Source organism: Micromonospora sp. NPDC050397, assembly GCF_044901685.1.
Classification (GTDB): domain Bacteria; phylum Actinomycetota; class Actinomycetes; order Mycobacteriales; family Micromonosporaceae; genus Micromonospora_G.
Genome location: NZ_JBJDPS010000006.1, coordinates 113514 through 130720, shown reverse-complemented (window position 1 = coordinate 130720; position 17207 = coordinate 113514). Strand labels below are relative to the sequence as shown.

Sequence of the window (17207 nt, the reverse complement as noted above, 5' to 3'; positions counted from 1 at the left end):
GCTCACCTGAGCTTGTACGCCCGGATCACCTTCTGGGTGACCGTGTTGCCGGCCGAGTCGGTCGCCTTGGCGCGAAGTGAGACGTAGTCGGCGCCGTTCGGGTGCCGTACGCTCGCCACCCAGCCGGACTTGCCCGCCTTGACCGAGGCGTTGCGCCAGGTCCGCCCGTCGTCGTAGGAGACCTCGACGGTCAGGCTCCGGACCTGGGCGGCCGGGGCGCCGGGCTGCCGTTGCACGGTGACCGGGATGTCGAACTCCCGACCGTCCGGGGCGGCGTTGCCGGTGTCGAGCTGCGGCGCGTACCGGATCGCCATCGCGGGAAGCTTGGCGAACTCCTCCCCGGGCACCTCGCCGGAGCGGAACGTCCAGCTCACCTCGACCGAGGTGGCCAGTTCCGCGACGCTGCGGTTGGACGAGACCGCCAACCGGTAGTCGGCCCGCCCGGCCGGCACGTCGAACCTCGCCCAGCCCGGGTCCTGGACCTCACCGACCAGCTCGCCGTCGCGGTAGAGCGCGGTCCGGGCCGTGTCGTACAACGAACCACCCGGGTTGCCGGTGGCGTCGCTGTGAATCGGTACGTCGACCACGATCGTGTTTCCCTGACGTGCGATGCCCTGGTCCGGCCAGCGCGGCTCGGGGAAGGACGGCCCGTACGGCGCGTTGTTCCAGACCCGCTGATAGTTGCGGCCGGCCCGGTACTCCACCGGTGTCGCCGACTGCAACACCGCCTGGGTGGTCGGGAAACCGTCCGGCCCCTCGACCGCGAACTCCAGCGCCTGGTCCCACCGCACACCGTCGTCGGTGTTGTAGTACTCCACCCGCTGCCCCGGTACGGCCACCGGCAGCACGACCGCCCAACCACCCACCGGCTGCTCGTACCACGGGTAGACGACGCGGTACGCACTCTGACCGGGCGCGCTGCCCCGGATGTCGTTCTTGACGGTGGCGAGGTCCCGGTCACGGAAGTGTCGGGCGTACCCGGTCGGGAACCGGTTGGGGACCACCTCGCTGGTCGCGTAGAGGTAGCGGCTGTTCTGGAACTGTCCGTCCGCGCCCGGGTCGGCCCACTGGGTGCCGACCCCGCCGTTGAACGCCGCCGAGGTGCCGGTGCCCAACTGGGCGGTGGTGAGGCCCTCGAACGAGGTGGCGAGCAGGCTCGAGCCGAGCCCGCCGGACTCGGTGGACCAGTTGGCGGAGATGTCGATCAGCGCCGGTGCGGCGGCCGGGTTCGGCACGGTCACCCGGACCGGACGACCCTGCCGGGCGTCGAGCACGAGGCTGGCGTCCCGGTCGACCACCATCTCCGGCCGGGCCAGGAACGCCGCGTCGGACTCGTCCTCACCACGCGGTACGAAGATCGCGGCGTCCAGTCCGTAACGCCCCTTGGGCACCCGGACGGTGGCGGTGCCGTCCTCGCCGTACACGCCGGTGAAGGAGAACTTGTCCAACCCGATCAGGGTGCTGCCGTACTGGCTGGTCGGGGCGCCGTTCTGGTCGAGGTAGGAGAACGTGAGGTTGTAGCTCTCCACCTCCTTGTCCACCCCGACCGGGGTGGTGACCACGATCGAGCCGGCGGTGGCGGTGAGCCGGCCGGACCAGTAACCGTCCGCGCTGGCGACGCTGGTGTCGGTGCTCACGGTGACCGCCGCCTCGCCACCGGCCGGCACGGTCACCCGGTCCGCGCCGAGGACAAAGAGACCGGCCGGCGCGACCGCGCCCTCCGGGCCGACGATGCGCAGGCTCAGGTCGAGGGTCAGCGGGGCGGAACCCGGGTTACGGTAGGTGACGGTCCGGGTGACCGGCGTGTCGTCCGCGTGCGGCCAGACCGTGCGGCCGAAGGAGACACTGGCCGGGTCGGTGGTCACCGGCTGGGTGATGGCGCGGGCCACGTCGACCCGGCCGGCCCCCTGCTGGTACGCGCTCAGCGCCGGGTCCGGCTTCGCCGACGCCATCAGGGTCGACTTGAACTGCGCCGCGGTCCAGTCCGGGTGCTGCTGACCGAGCAGCGCCACCGCGCCGACCACGTGCGGGGTCGCCATCGAGGTTCCGGAGATCGCCACGTAGTGCTGACCGACCGGCGTACCGAGCAGCGTGCCGGCACCCTTCGCCGCGACGATCTCCACACCGGGAGCGGTGATGTCCGGCTTGACCACGCCGTCGCCGGTCCGGGGTCCACGGCTGGAGAATTCCGCGAGCTTGTCGTCCCGGTCGACCGCGCCGACGGTCAGCGCGGCGTCCGCGCTGCCCGGCGAGCCGACCGAGGCGTTGACGCCGCTGTTGCCGGCCGCGACAACAAAGAGCGTGCCGGTCTGCGCGGTCAGGGTGTTGACCGCCTCCTCGATCGGATCGATCTCCGGCCCGTCGTAGCCGCCGAGGCTGATGTTCACCACGTCGGCCCGCTTCTCCACCGCCGCCCACTGGAGACCGGCGAGGATCGCCGACTCCGTGCAGCCGTAGATCTCGCAGACCTTGCCGGAGACCAGGGTGGCGTCCGGGGCCACTCCCCGGTAGAGCCCGTTCGAGGCGGCACCGCTCCCGGCGATGATCGAGGCGACGTGGGTGCCGTGCCCGACCAGGTCGGCGGGGTCGGCCTCCTCGCTGAAGTTCCGCGCCTCGGCGACCCGACCGACCAGATCCGGGTGGTTGACGTCGACACCGGAGTCGAGCACCGCGACGGTGACCCCACTCCCGGTGTAACCGGCCTGGTGCGCGGCGGGCGCGCCGATCTGCGGCACGCTGTGGTCCAGGGTGAGCTGCCGCTTGCCGTCCAACCAGATCTTCTCGATCCCGGCGGCGGTGGCGACCCGGGCGGCACCCTGCCCGGCGGTGACGCCGGCCCAGAAGGCCGAGGCCCGATCCTTCTCGGCCGCGACCGCGGCCCCGCCGATCGCCGGCAGGTCGCGGACCACCCGGGCCCCGGCTCCGCGCAGCGTGCCGGCGCCGGACGCCAGCGCACCCTCGCGGTACGTCACGATCAACGGAAGGTTGTTCCGCACCTCGTCGTGGTAGCCGGCGCGGACCAGACCGGTGACGTCGAACAGGCGCCGGTCGAGTTGCCCGGTCCCGATCAGGCGCTGCGCGTCCTGCGGGATCACGTACAGGTGGTCGGCGTCACGCTGCACGACAAACGGGATCTTCTCCCGCCCCTTCGCCGGTCGCACCGCCCCGGTGCGCGCGTCGGCCGAGGCGAGCGTGATCCGGTCACCGGTGAGCAGGGTGACGGTGACGGGTCGGGCCGCCGCCCGAGCGGTCGGTTCTACGGTCGCTTTCGCGGTCGTCTTCGCGGTCGTCTTCGCGGTCGTCTTCGCGGTCGTCTTCGCGGTCGGCGACACGGTCGCCGGGACGGGACTGGCCAAGCCGGCCGAGCCGGTGCCGAGCACCAACCCGACCCCCAGTGCGACTGCGGTCAATCTCCTCGATACCTGCAACGAAACCTCCCCGGTCGACATCACCACGGATGCCAGGTCCTGCATGGACACCGGTTAGCATTGCATACCGAGTATGTATCTGATACCCCTGACGCTATCAAGAATTACACCATTCAATCGCTTGTGATCATTTCCCAACGCTCCACGCGATTCGACTGACGATCATGAGTCTGATCGATATGCTCCTATTTGGATCATCCACGGCACCCGCCGGAAGAGGCCGTGGCCTCGTACGGAGCGGGCGGGTGACGACCCGAGGGAAGGAACGGACGAGGCGTGGCCTCACAGAAGGAACGCATGCTGGCCGGCGATCTCTACCTCGCCGATGATCCGGAAATCGTCAGCGACGCCCGACGCTCGGCACGACTCATGGAACGCTTCAACACCAGCGAAACCGACGATCCGGAGCACCGACGACGACTACTCGCCGAACTGCTCGGTTCGATCGGCGACGGGGTCGGGGTCCGCCCACCGTTCTACTGCGATTTCGGCTACCACATCAGCATCGGCGCCGGTACGTTCGTCAACTACGGAGCCGTGCTGCTCGACGTAGCCCCGATCACGATCGGTGCGGACGTACAGATCGGTCCGAACGTGCAGCTACTGACGCCGACCCACCCCACCGAGCCGGAGCCGCGCCGGGCCAAGTGGGAGGCGGCCAAACCGATCACCATCGGCGACAACGTCTGGCTCGGTGCCGGCGCGATCGTGCTGGCCGGCGTCACCATCGGCGAGAACACGGTGGTCGGCGCGGGTGCCGTGGTCACCCGCGACCTCCCCGCCAACGTCGTCGCCCTCGGCAACCCCGCCCGACCAACCCGCCACCTAACCCCTCCCTAACCCCCACCCACCCACCCCACCCACCCACCCACCCCAGCACGATTGTTGCGACGTGAGCTGTTGTCCGGGTGGCGCGGGGAACAGCAGGAAGCGCGGGGATCAAGCTCTGTCCTGCTCTCGGCCCGGCCCACCAGCGGTTACCTGCGGCGGGCGGCGAGGATGGCGAGCACTTCGCGGCGTACCTCCTCGGGTTGGTGGACCAGACGACGGTGGGCGAACCGGACCACCAGGACACCGACCGTCGCGAGCAGTGCGTCCCGGCGCAGGTCGCGCTCGCGCTGCCGCTGACCGCCGTGCCAGGCTGCCCCGTCCAGCTCGAAGTCGACCCGCTCGCGTTCGGCGTAGACGTCCAGGTCGACGACCCTCGCACCGATCCGCACCCGCTTCTGCCACTGGAAGGCCGGCATACCCGGACCGCGGAAGATCCGCTCGTGGCCCCAGATCTCCAGCGGGCTCCGACAGCCCGCCGCCAACCGCTCCAGCAACACCCGGAGTTCCCGTCGGTCGGCCAGTTTCGGCGCCGCCGCCAGGGCGTTGCCGAGTCGCGCCACCGTCGTGAGGCGGTCGTTGACCGCGTCGATGACCACTCCCCTCCGCTCGTCCCGGGGCAGCAGCGGCCACGAGTCGACAATGCTCCGCTCCAGCCGGGTGACCGGGCACCCCTGCCGCTCGGTCGTCCACGGCGGCGCCGCCGAGAATCCGTCGACCCGGTGCAACACCAACTCGGGGGAGGCCCGTAGCCGCACCGAGGCGGGCACCGTCATGTGCATCGGCTCCCCGGCCGCCACCCGGCAACGCCCCCAGAGCGCGAGCGCCGTGGTGTGGCTGAACGATCCTCGCTTCCGGAGGTAGGCCAGCGCCGCCCGGCGCCGCAGCGCATCGTCCTCCGCCCTCGCCGGGTCCAGGAAGACCCCGGGCAGCACCCGTTTCAACGCCCCCGACCGGCAGGCGTTGTCGATCGCCCATCCAGGCGCCACCCGGTCGGACGCGGCCCGGGTGACCAGGCCGTCGCCAAGTGCCAGCAACGCTTGTAGTCGTACGTCCACGGAGTGCAGCCTGCGGGTGGCGTGGCGCGACGGCCACCCGCTCCGACCGCGCTGTGGACAACAGCAGCGGCTGTGGAAAACGACCTGGTCAAGCCCGACTGTGCTAGGGAACTCCCGTCGTCGGGAGGAGAAGCTCCGGTCAGCCGCGCTGGATCGGGGCGGGGGCGCGCCGGTCCGGGGCCCACCGGGCGGCGTCCTCCTCGGCGAGCGGGCGGGAGAAGAGGTAACCCTGCCCGGCCGAGCAACCCATGTCCATCAACAGGGTCCGTACCACCTCGGTTTCCACCCCCTCGGCGATGATGTCCAGGCTGAGCGTCCCGGCCAGCCGGATGATGCCCTCCAGCAGCAGCAGCTGGCGACGGGAGGAGGCGACCGTGGCGGTGAACGAACGGTCGATCTTGATCACGTCGGCCGGCATCTGCTGGAGGTAACTCAGCGACGAGAAGCCGGTGCCGAAGTCGTCGATAGCCACCCGTACGCCGAGGGTCCGCAGTTCGGCCAGTTCCGCCCAGACCTGGTCCTCGTCGCGGAGCAGCAGGCTCTCGGTGATCTCCAGCATGAGCAGGGTCGGTGGTACGTCGGCGGCCGCCAACGCGCCGCGTACCCGCTCGACGAAGCCGCCCGTACGCAGTTGCCGGGCGGAGACGTTGACGCTGACGTACGGGATCGCCGACGGCTCCCGGTCCTGCCGCCAACGGCCGGCCGCGGCGACCGCCTCCCTCAGCACCCAGTCCCCGATCTGCTCGATCAGGCCGGTCTCCTCGGCCAACGCGATGAACTGGTCCGGCGGGACCAGGCCCCGACCCGGGTGGTGCCAACGCACCAGCGCCTCGAACCCGTTGGCCGCGCCGCTGTAGAGATCCACGATCGGCTGGTACTCGACCGCGAAGCTGCGCCGTTCGACCGCCTCGGCCAATGCCGTACGCAGCTCCAGCCGCTGCACGATCGCGGTGTGCAGCTCCGACTGGTAGCGGCACCACCGGCCCTTGCCGGCGCCCTTCGCCACGTACAGCGCCAGGTCCCCGTGCTTGAGCAGCTCACCGGCGTCGGTGGCGTCGGCGCTGGTCGCGACCCCGACGCTGACCGAGCCGTTGACCAGGGTGTCGCCCACCGCGAGCGGCTCGGCTAGTGCGCGGACCAGACGCTCGGCGATCCGCTCGGCCTGCTCCGGGCTCTCCGCGTCCGGCACCAGAACGGCGAACTCGTCGCCGCCGAGCCGGGCCACCATGCAGGTCGCGCCGACCAGCTCACGCAGCCGCTCACCGACCGCGACCAGCAGCCCGTCCCCGACCGCGTGGCCGTGCGCGTCGTTGACGGCGCTGAACTCGTCCAGGTCGACGCAGAGCACCCCGACCGTACGCCCACTGCGCCGGGCGTGGCCGACCGCCGCGTACACCTGGTCCTGGAACGACGCCCGGTTGGCCAGCCCGGTCAGCACGTCGTGCATCGACCGGTGGGTCAGCTCCCGTTCCAGCCGCCGCCGCTCGGTCATGTCCCGCATGGTCACCACCAGGCCGCGCACGGTCCGGTCCCGGCGCAGGTCCCGGCAGCTCACCTCCAGGTGGATGCGCTCGCCGTCGGGTCGCCGTACGGTCCAGTCGGCCCACTCCCCGGCCGCCGTACGGCCCGGGTCGAGCAGGTCGTCGATCAGCCCCCGGTCGTCCGGGTGCACCACCGAGTCCAGCTCGGCGCAGTCGGCCGGTTCGATGCCGATCACGGTACGGACCGACGGGCTGGCGTACCGGACCGACCGGTCGTCGTCGACGACGAGGATGACGTCGGTCGCGTTCTGCACCACGCTGCGGAAGTACGCCTCGGTGTCCCGCCGGCTGATCTCCTGACTGAGCCCGATCCGCTCCAGCGCCAGGGCCACCTGCGCGGCCAGCACCTCCAGCGAGTCCCGCAGCCCGGCCAGCACCACCTGGTCGGCGGCGACCAGCAGCGCGCCGACCCGGGGCAGCCCGGTGGCCCGCTCGTCCAGCACCAGGGGGCAGAGCACGGCGGTCTTGAACTCGCCCAGTTGCCCGGCCAGCGCCGGCTGGAGCATGCCGACCCGGAGCACCCGGGTCCGCCGGGCGGTCGCCGCGCTCGGTGCCGGGTAGTACGCGGACGGCTCCGCGACCGCCGGCCCCCAGATGCTGGTGGCCAGGGCGGGCACCCCATCGGCCCGGTTCACGGTGAAGACGACCCGGTGCGGCGCGTGCTTCGGCACCAGTTGGGCGACCGCCGCCCGTACGGCTCGGTCGACCTCGCGGGCGGCGGTGGCCGAGACCAGGTCGGCGGCGGCCTTGCGCAGGCTCCGTTCCCGGCTGACCACCAACCGGTGCGCGTCCGCCGCGTCCGCGAGCCGGCTCAGCACCAGGATGAACATCACCCCGGAGACGGCGGCGATCACGGTCCCGTCGTGCACCTCGCCGGTGACCGCCTCCAGCAGCAGCACCGCCGGGGCGAGTACGGCGGCGAAGCCGAGCAGCACCAGCCGAATCCGCCCGACCTCGATCTGTCGGGGTTGGGCCGGTTCGGTCAACCGTGCCATCCGGGGATGCAGGGCGGCCGCGCCCCAGCAGACGGAGAAGGTGAACCAGCCCAGCTCGACCGGCCCGCCCGGCTGCCAGCCGCCGTTGTGCAGGGCGATCCCGTAGCCGAGGTCGGCGGCGAGCATCCCGGCGGAACCCACCACCAGCAGCACCGCGGCCGGGTTCACCGGGGTGGCGGTCAGCAGCCGGGCGGTGGTCGCCAGCACCAGCAGATCGGCGAACGCGAACGCGGCCAGGGTGGACCGGCTGAACGGGGTGACTCCGGGTTCGTCCAGGTAGGGACCGAGCACAAAGATCCACAGCAGGAATCCGGCGGCGGTGCAGAAGATCAGGAAATCGAGAAACTGCGACCGGTCACGGGCGACAATATTCGATCGGGTGAGTCCGAGTAGCCCGGCCCCGATCAACGGGAACATCAACAAATAGGAAACATCCGCGGCCGACGCCGGCGCGTCGCTCGGCAACGCGGCCTCCACGCTGTAGAGCGTGTCGCCGACCGCGAGCAGCGCCATGCCGGCGGAAAGCAGCCACCAGGTGTATCCCCGCTGCGGGCGGTGCCACCGTACGCCGACCAGCACGGCACCGGCCCCGGCAAGCCCCACCAGCGCGAACAGGGCGGTACGCAGCGCCGGCACGACGAAGAAACAGCCGACCAGTACGCCCATTCCAGCCGCGTACCAGGTCAATACCTTCCGAGCGGACACGGGCCTCCTGTCGATGTTCGAGAGCAACGTACCGAACCCGCCAAATCGACGTCGTCCGCCCGGTTTACCAGTCCTCGATGCGCTTCGCTATCGCCAGGGTGGGCAGTGGTTGGCGACGATGAGTGCCAAGGTCGGGAACACGACTACCTCGCGTACGACAATTACCTGGTTAACACTGGTCACCCGGCCGGTCAACGACGAACCGGCGAGTTCGGCGTCAGCCGACGAGTCGTACGACCACATCGGAGCGGTCGGCGGTGGTCTCGATCAGATCGGCGTTGACCTGATCGGTCCCCCGGGCACGGGCGGACGCCTCGGCCGGCGGCCGTCCGAAGCCGATGTGCCGGTCGGTCAGCCGGCGCAGCCGCTCCCGGGCGTCGAGGTCGAGGAACCACACCTGGTCGAGGAGCCCGCGCAGTTGACCCCAGGGCGGGGCGGGCACCAGCAGGTAGTTGCCCTCGGTCACCACCAGGCGCACCCGGGCCGGCACGGCGATCGCACCGGCGATCGACTCCTCCAGCTCGCGGCGGAACTCCGGCGCGTAGACCGTGTCGCCGACGGACGGCTCAGCCGGGGCGGTAACGGCCTCGTCGTCCCCGTCGGTCCGGGCACCACGGAGGCGACGCATCAGGGCGACGAACCCGGCGCCGTCGAAGGTGTCCAGGGCACCCTTGCGGTCGTGCCGGCCCAACCGGTGCAGTTCGGCCTCGGCCAGGTGGAAACCGTCCATCGGCACCAGCGCCGCCGTCGCCCCGAGGGCCGCGACCAGGCGCCCGGCCAGGGTGGACTTGCCGGCACCCGGCGCACCGGCGATGCCGAGCAGTTGCCGGGGACCGGCTTCGGCCAGCGCGCGGGCTCGGGCGACGAGCTGCTCGAAGGTGTACGGCTCGGCCGGTACGGGCACAGCCGCCACTCAGCCGCGCGGCTCGGCGAGCACCGTCGGCTCGCTGATGGTGAAGCGCGCCTCGACGACGGCCTGCACGGTCTGCACCTGCGGGTCGAGCTCCAACTCGGGCACGCTGTCGATGGCGCCCTTGGCCCGGAAGCTCGCCGCCCCGACCATCATCATCGGCCGGTGCTGCTCCACCCCGGGGTCGGCGAGCTGGACCAGGGCGACCACCCGCGCGCCGAGCGCGTCCGCGTACTCCCGGGCGCGGTCGACGGCCTCGGCGATGGCCGCCCGGCGAACCTCCCGGTGCACCGGGCTGTCCGGTCGCAGTGCCCACCACGGTCCCGCGACCTGGGTCTGGTCCTGGTCGGCCAGGCGGAGCATCAGCTCGCCGAGCACCCCGAAATCGGTGACCGTCACGGTCGTGGTCACGCTGCCCCGGTAACCGACGATCCGCTCGCCGGAGCGTCTGGTCTGCGGGTAGACCCCCAACTGGCCGGTCTCCCGGCGCTCGATCGCCGGCCCGTAGGAGTCGACCAGCGCGCGGACCGCCTCGGACCGCTCGGCCAGCCGGTTCAGGGTGGCCGGACGATCCCGGTCCCGTACGTCCACCGTCACCGCGAACCGCGCCAGCTCCGGCGGCACCTCGCGAAACGCCTCGCCCCGTACCGCCACCACCGGACCATCGACCATGGCACCAACCCTATGGGCAAGCGACGGATTTGGGGATGCCCGGCGGCGACCGACGAGGACCCGGCTGAGACCCGGCGTACGCGAACCGTCCGGCCAGTGGCAGCATGTGCACCGGACCAGTGCGAATTGAGCGGAATAGGTGCTGTGCGGTGAGTGAAACGGATTTCTCGGAAGCCGCCCTGCGGGACGCCGTCGAGCGTGAGCTGCCCGGGGTCCGGGCCGACCTGGAGCGGCTGATCCGCATCCCCGGCATCGCGTACGACGGCTTCGACCACTCCCACCTCGAACGTTCCGCCGAGGCGGTGGCCGAACTCCTCACCGGCTGCGGGCTCGACGCGGAGATCGTCCGGGCCGGCGGGCAGCCGTCGGTCATCGGCCGGCGGCCAGCCCCGCCCGGTGCGCCGACGGTGCTGCTCTACGCCCACTTCGACGTACAGCCCGCAGGTGACCCGAGCCTCTGGGACGGCGACCCGTTCGAACCGGTGGAGCGGGACGGCCGGCTCTACGGCCGCGGCGCGGCGGACGACAAGGCCGGGCTGATGGCACACGTCGCCGTGCTCCGGGCCTTCGGCGACGCGTTGCCGGTGGGCGTGGTGATCCTGGCCGACGGCGAGGAGGAGTTCGGCTCACCGTCGCTCGGACGGCTGCTCGCCGAGCGCCACGACCAGCTCGCCGCCGACGTGATCGTGGTGCTCGACTCGGCCAACTGGAGCGTCGGCGTACCGGCGCTGACGACGTCCCTGCGCGGCGCGCTGAACTGCCACGTCGAGGTACGGACGCTGTCGCACGCCGTACACAGCGGGATGTACGGCGGCCCGGTGCCCGACGCGCTGACCGTGCTCAGTCGCCTGATCGCCACCCTGCACGACGATGCCGGCGATGTCGCCGTCGAGGGGCTGGTCGGCGCGGCGACCGCCACCGTCGACCTTGCCGAGGACCGGTTGCGGCTCGACTCCGGCATGCTCGACGGTGTCGCCCTCGTCGGCACCGGTCGGCTCACCGACCGGCTCTGGCACAAGCCGGCGCTGAGTGTGCTCGGCATCGACGCCCCACCGGCCGCCGGGGCGCCGGCCGCGCTGGTGCCGACCGCCGGGGCGAAGCTGAGCCTGCGGCTCGCACCCGGCGACGACCCCGGGCGGGCGTACCGGGCGCTCGGGGCCCACCTGGAGAAGCACGTACCGTGGGGCGCGCGGGTGTCGCTCTCGCCCGAACTCGAGGTGGCGCCCTGCGTCATCCGGACCGGCGAGCCGGTCTACCGGGCGGCCCACGCCGCGCTTCGGGCAGCCTGGGACGGAACCGACGCGGTGGACACCGGCATCGGCGGCGGCATCCCGTTCATCGCGATGATGCAGGACGCGTTCCCCGACGCGTCGGTCCTGGTGACCGGGGTGGAGGACCCCGACACCCGGGCGCACGGAGCGAACGAGAGCCTGCACCTGGGCGAGTTCGCCCGGGTCTGCCTGGCCGAGGCACTGTTGCTGAGGAAGCTGGCCGAGCTCCCCGACTGAGGCTCCGCCGGCCGCGCTACAGCCGTACGGTGATCGCCGGCTGGTCGAGCAGCACCGCGCCGGCCAGCTCCCGCACGTCCGGGCCGACCAGCGCGTGCTGGGTCGCCACGTGCACGTCCCGGAAGCACCGCTGCAACGGGCTGGCCATCCGTACCGAGGCACCACCACTCGCGTGGTACGCCAGGTCGACCGCCCGCGCCGCGCTGCTCGCCGCGTACCCGGCGGCCAGCCGCAGCCGGGCGCGGCGCCCGACCGACACGGGCTCCCCCGCCGACACCAGCCGCCAGCACTCGGCGATCTCGCCGACCAGGTACGCCCGCCCGCCGCCGAGAACCGCCTCCGCCTCGGCGAGCGTGGCCTGGATCGCCGTCTTGCCGGCGATCGGTTGACCGGTCAGCGGGTCCCGCTTCTCCGCCGTCAGCCGGGCGAACTCGTCCAGCGCGGCACGGGCGATGCCGAGCGCCACCGCGCCGACGCCGAACGCGAGCAGGCCGAACAGCGGGAACCGGTAGAGCGGCCGGTCCTGACGTGCCGGCCCGAAGATCGAGAACGAGTACGCCTCCGGCACGAAGACCTCCACCGCCTCGAAGTCGTGGCTGCCGGTCCCGGCGAGTCCGACCACGTCCCAGTTGTCGTGAATGGTGACGTCGACGACGGGCACCAGCACGTGCCGTACCTGTGGCGCGCCGCCCGGCCCGGTGACGACCGACCCGGTCCCGTCCAGCACCACACAGCCGCCGACGAGATGGGTGGCGTGCCGGCTGGCGCTGGCGAACGACCAGCGTCCGCGCACCCGGTGACCGCCGGGCACGACGGTGGCCCGGCCGGACGGCGCGGCGACCCCGGCGACCAGGAGCCGGGGGTCGGCGAGCAACTCCGCCGCCGTGGTGTCGTCCAGGTAACCGAGCACGATCCCGGTCGCCGCACCGATCATGGTGGACCAGCCGACCGAGCCGTCGGCCCGCGCCAGTTCCTCGTACACCTCGAACATGGTCAGCGGATCCGTCTCGACGCCACCCGACCGCGCCGGGGCGGCGAGCCGGAACAGGCCCAGTGCGGTGAGGTCGGCGAGCAGGTCGTCCGGGAGCGCCCGGTCCTGTTCGATCCGGGGCGCGAGCGCCCCGATCCGGGCGGAGAGGGCACGAACCTGGTCGATCAACGCCAGCGACATGGCCGCCAGCCTAGAACCGTCGATCGCCACCGGAAATCAGCGAAGCAGCTCGATGTCCGGACCGCTCGCGTACGCCAGATCGGCCACCCGGACAGCGGCGGTCGTCTGCACCCGCCGGACGGCGATGTGGCCGGCACGGAGATCCGTGCCGGCCACATCGTTGGTGGTGGTGGTCAGCTCGCGTACGCCTCGAACTCCCAGAGCGAGTGGCCGTAGCCGGTGCCCCGGGCGGTGCCGTTGATCCGCAGGTAGCGGCCGTTGGCGCCGAGACCGGTCAGTTCGTCGACCCCGCCGTCGGCCCCGGTCACCGAGCGCACGGTGGTCCAGGTGGTGCCGTCGTTGGAGGTCTGGATCTGGTACGCGCTGCTGTACGCCGCCTCCCAGGTCAGCTTCACCCGGCCGATCGCGGTGGGCGCACCGAGGTCGACGCGGAGCCACTGCGGGTCGGTGAAGAGCGACGACCAGCGGGTGGTGAGGCTGCCGTCCACCGCCTGGGCGCCGGACATGCCGGCCGCCTCGCTGCTGGAGGTGAGGGTCGGCTTGTTCAGCAGCAGGTTGCCGCCGGGCTGCGGGTTGTTCGGCCCGCTGCCGGCGTACACCTCGAACTCGAACAGCGAGTAGCCCCAGGCGGTGCCCCGGGCCGTACCGTTGAGCCGGACGTAGCGGCCGGTGCCGGTCAGGCCGGTGAGGTCGTCGACCCCGCCGTCACCGCCGGTCACGCTCCGGATGGTGGTCCAGGTGACCCCGTCCGGCGAGGTCTGGATCTGGTACGCGCTGCCGTACGCCGCCTCCCAGGTCAACTTCACCCGGTTGATCGCGTACGACGCACCGAGGTCCACGTCGATCCACTGCGGATCACTGAACGCGCTGCCCCAACGGGTGCCGGCCGCCCCGTCGAAGGCGAGCCCGGCGGTGAAGGCGTCCTGGACGCTGGACGACCGGGCGGGCCGGTTCAGCGCCAGGTTGCCGCCCGGCTCGGGATCCGGGTCGGGATCCGGTCCGGGACCACCGGGCGTGGTGGAGAGGGTGAACTGGTCCACGTCGAAGTACGGACCGGTGCCCTTGAAGACCAGGTAGAGCGTGCGGGTGCCGGTCGGGGCGGTGACGCCGCCGGTGACCGTGGCCCACGACGTGTACCCCCCGGTCGGCACCACCGTGGCCGAACCGACCAGTGGTCCGGTGGGCGAGTCGACCCGCAGTTCGAGCGTGCCGCCACCGCCGGCCGGGGCGCCGACCCGGGCACTGAACGACTGGATGCCGGTCAGGTTGTACGGGCTGAACGAGATCCAGTCGTTGTTGTCGACGTACCCGATCGCCCCGCCGCCCTGGGCGTTGCCCGGGTTGGTGATCTGGATGCCGCTGGAGTCGCCGAAGTGCTCGGCCTGCCGCACCCGTGGTTGCAGCACCGCCTGGGCGTGCGTGGTCAGCGCCGGCTGGCCGCCGCCGCCGAGGTCGGTGTACTCGGCGTCGATGATGCCGAAGATGTTCGCCGCGGTGTCGTGCTCGCCGTCGGCCGAGGTCTGGATGACCCCGGTGCAGCCCTGCACGCTGCCGAGCTGGTGTCCGTGCGAGTCGTGGCCGAGCACGTAGTTCACCTTGACCCGGGCACAGTTGATCGCGCCGTCCTGGGCGTCGGTGACGGTCACCGTGAATGGCACCGCGTCACCAAAGTTGAACGTCGAGCCGTTGAGTGGGGTGTTGACGGTGACCACCGGGGCGCTGTTGCCAACGGTCACCACCACGCTCGCGGTGGCTGTCTTGCCGGTGCTGTCCCGCACCGTGAGCGTCGGGCTGCGTACGCCGTTGGTGGTGTACGTGAAGCTCGGGTTCGCCACGGTCGAGTCGGTGCTGCCGTTGTTGTCGAAGTCCCAGGCGTAGGTGATCGGGTCACCGTCCGGGTCGATCGTGCCGGCCGAGGAGAACGCCACGGTCAGCGGCGCCACCCCGCTGGTCGGGGTGGCGGTGACCCTCGGCTGCGGGGCGCGCCCCTCGCGGGCGTACTCGATCCGGTAGAGCGCCGAGTTGGCGTCGCCGTTGAACCAGCCGGTGCCGTAGTCGAGCACGTAGAGCGCGCCGTCCGGGCCGAACTCCATGTCCATCACCTGGGTGCCGGTCCACGGGAACGGGTTGATCTTCAACGGCTCGCCGGCCGAGTCGATCTTCACGTTTTTGATCCAGCGCCGACCGAACTCACCGGCGAAGTACGTCCCGTCGTAGTACTGCGGGAAGGCCACGTCCGAGGTCGAGGCCGGGTTGTAGCGGTAGACCGGTCCACCCATCGGGGAGAGACCGCCACCGGTGAACTCCGGCGGGGAGCCGGAGCCGCCGTACGGCAGCCAGGCCGGCACGGCCGGCGGGAGTTGGGTGATGCCGGTGTTGTTCGGCGAGTTGTTCACCGGCCCGCCGGCACAGTTGAACTTCGGCCCCGACGGCCCGCTCGGGAACGTGTAGTCGTTGTACGCGTCGTTGCGCGCGGTACAGTACGGCCAGCCGTAGAAGCCGGGCTGGGTGATCCGGGCGAACTCGACGTTGCCCGCCGGTCCCCGGTTCGGGTCGGCGGTGCCCGCGTCCGGCCCGTAGTCGCCGAGGTAGACCACGCCGGTGGCCTTGTCGACGCTCATCCGGAACGGGTTGCGGAAGCCCATCGCGTAGATCTCCGGGCGGGTCCGGGCGGTGCCCGGCGCGAACATGTTGCCGGCCGGGATGGTGTAGCCGCCGGCCGCGCTCGGCCTGATCCGGAGCACCTTGCCGCGCAGGTCGTTGCTGTTCGCCGAGGTGCGCTGGGCGTCGAAGGCGGGGTTGCGGTCGGCCCGCTCGTCGATCGGGCTGAACCCGGCCGAGTCGAACGGGTTGGTGTCGTCCCCGGTGGAGAGGTAGAGGTTGCCGGCCGCGTCGAAGTCCATGTCGCCGCCGACGTGGCAGCACATGCCCCGGCTGGTCGGGACCTCCAGGACCAGCGTCTCGCTGGCCATGTTGAACGTGTTGTCGGCGTTGACGGTGAACCGGGTCAGCCGGTTCACCCCGTTCCAGGCGGCGAACTGCGCCGGGGTGCCGGTGGCCGGGGCGCCGCCGCCGGGCGTGCTCAACGGCGGGGCGTAGTACGCGTACACCCAGCGGTTGGTGGCGAAGTTGGGGTCGGCCTTGATGCCCTGCAACCCCTCCTCGTCACCGGTGTAGACCGGGATGGTGCCAGCGATCTTGGTGTTGCCGTTGACGTCGGTGTGCCGGATCGTGCCTTCCCGCGAGGTGTGGAAGACACCCCGGTCGGGGAGCACGGTCAGGGTCATCGGCTCGCCGGTCTCGGCCACCCCACGGGCGAGCGTGACCTGCTGGAAGTTGCTGTTCACCGTGCCGCCGCAGTCGACCGGCACCGCGCCGGCCGCCCCCTGGATGCCGCCGAGCAGGTGCCGGCGGAAGTTGGCGTCGGCGTACGACGCGTCGGTGTGCCCCATCCCGGTGTACCAGGACCGGCCGCCACCGTAGTTGTGGCACCAACTGATCGGGTGGTCGGCGCCGTTGCTGCCGCCGCTGTACGTCGTCTCGTCCAGCGTGGCCAGCACGTGTACGTTGCCGCGCGGGTTGGTCCGGTAGTTGTACCACTCGTCGAACCGGGACCAGCGCTGCGGCAACCCGGCCGTCGCCGGGTGCACCTGGTCGGCCACCTTCACCGTCGCGGTCTGCTCGGCCGGGTGCGAGGCGAACCAGGCGCCGACCAGCCCGCCGTACCAGGGCCAGTCGTACTCGGTGTCGGCCGCCGCGTGTACGCCGACGTAACCGCCACCGGCCGCGATGTACCGCTCGAACGCGGCCTGCTGCGCGGCGTTGAGCACGTCGCCGGTGGTGGAGAGCCAGATGACCGCACCGAACCTGGCCAGGTTGGCGTCGGTGAACTGGGCCGAGTCCTCGGTGGTCTCGACGGTGAAGTCGTTGGCCGAGCCGAGGGCCTGGATCGCGGCGATGCCCGGGGTGATCGAGCCGTGCCGGAATCCGGCGGTCTTGGAGAAGACCAGCACGCTGAACGCCGCCGCGCTGGCCGGTGGTGGTACGGCGACGATGCCGCCCACCACGAGGACCGCACTCAGCACAGCGCCGAGCCACGATCGGAGTGATCTACGCACGTGAGTCCCTTCCTGATCCGATGGAGGACGGCGTGCGCCGATCACGCCCTTGCCGGGTGGTGCCGTCGAGAGCGCTCTCTCGCACCCGGCCGGCACGCCGACGGCCGGTACGGATGCGAGGTATGCGCATACATCGTTACGGCTGGATTGCGGGCTCGTCAAGGATTGTTTCGACAATCCTGAGAGCGCTCTCCAAGCCACGACGGTGGACGTGACCAGCGATGATCCATTACGGATTTCCGGCCACAAAATCGACGTACGGCTAACTCCGTA

Annotated in this window: 9 protein-coding genes; 2 read left to right on the top strand and 7 right to left on the bottom strand. The window is 71.4% G+C overall.

Annotated features, from left to right (window positions below; genetic code table 11):
- Window positions 1–2 precede the first annotated feature (2 nt).
- On the bottom strand, window positions 3–3473 hold the full coding sequence (locus ACI2K4_RS21655) for a S8 family serine peptidase (RefSeq protein WP_404514058.1): 3471 nt from the start codon (window positions 3471–3473) through the stop codon (window positions 3–5).
- 231 nt (window positions 3474–3704) lie between these two features.
- Between ACI2K4_RS21655 and ACI2K4_RS21650 the strand changes: the two genes are divergently transcribed.
- Entirely contained in the window at window positions 3705–4268 is a 564-nt protein-coding gene (locus tag ACI2K4_RS21650) for a sugar O-acetyltransferase (protein WP_404513564.1), read from the top strand.
- 137 nt (window positions 4269–4405) lie between these two features.
- Here the strand turns inward: ACI2K4_RS21650 and ACI2K4_RS21645 are convergent, their stop codons facing one another.
- The 4 genes from ACI2K4_RS21645 to ACI2K4_RS21630 all read right to left on the bottom strand — a co-directional run bounded on the left by ACI2K4_RS21645 (window position 4406) and on the right by ACI2K4_RS21630 (window position 10137).
- Window positions 4406–5314, bottom strand: a complete 909-nt coding sequence (locus tag ACI2K4_RS21645) for a DUF559 domain-containing protein (RefSeq protein ID WP_404513562.1) — start codon at window positions 5312–5314, stop codon at window positions 4406–4408.
- Between the two features lie 139 nt (window positions 5315–5453).
- Complete coding sequence (locus tag ACI2K4_RS21640) at window positions 5454–8555, bottom strand: putative bifunctional diguanylate cyclase/phosphodiesterase (protein ID WP_404513560.1); 3102 nt, start codon at window positions 8553–8555, stop codon at window positions 5454–5456.
- A gap of 217 nt (window positions 8556–8772) precedes the next feature.
- A complete protein-coding gene (locus ACI2K4_RS21635; protein ID WP_404513558.1) occupies window positions 8773–9459 on the bottom strand; it encodes a nucleoside/nucleotide kinase family protein in 687 nt (228 codons plus the stop codon).
- A gap of 9 nt (window positions 9460–9468) precedes the next feature.
- A complete protein-coding gene (locus ACI2K4_RS21630; protein ID WP_404513556.1) occupies window positions 9469–10137 on the bottom strand; it encodes an SIMPL domain-containing protein in 669 nt (222 codons plus the stop codon).
- 149 nt (window positions 10138–10286) lie between these two features.
- On the opposite strand from ACI2K4_RS21630, the gene ACI2K4_RS21625 reads away from it, so the two are divergent.
- Window positions 10287–11645, top strand: a complete 1359-nt coding sequence (locus tag ACI2K4_RS21625) for a dipeptidase (protein WP_404513554.1) — start codon at window positions 10287–10289, stop codon at window positions 11643–11645.
- A 16-nt stretch (window positions 11646–11661) separates the two neighbouring features.
- Here ACI2K4_RS21625 and ACI2K4_RS21620 read toward each other — a convergent pair whose 3' ends face one another.
- Together ACI2K4_RS21620 and ACI2K4_RS21615 are read right to left on the bottom strand one after the other, a co-directional pair.
- On the bottom strand, window positions 11662–12816 hold the full coding sequence (locus tag ACI2K4_RS21620) for an acyl-CoA dehydrogenase family protein (protein WP_404513552.1): 1155 nt from the start codon (window positions 12814–12816) through the stop codon (window positions 11662–11664).
- Between the two features lie 173 nt (window positions 12817–12989).
- The gene (locus tag ACI2K4_RS21615) at window positions 12990–16934 is read right to left on the bottom strand and encodes a ThuA domain-containing protein (protein WP_404513551.1); all 3945 of its coding nucleotides are present in this window, start codon (window positions 16932–16934) and stop codon (window positions 12990–12992) included.
- Between the last annotated feature and the right edge of the window lie 273 nt (window positions 16935–17207).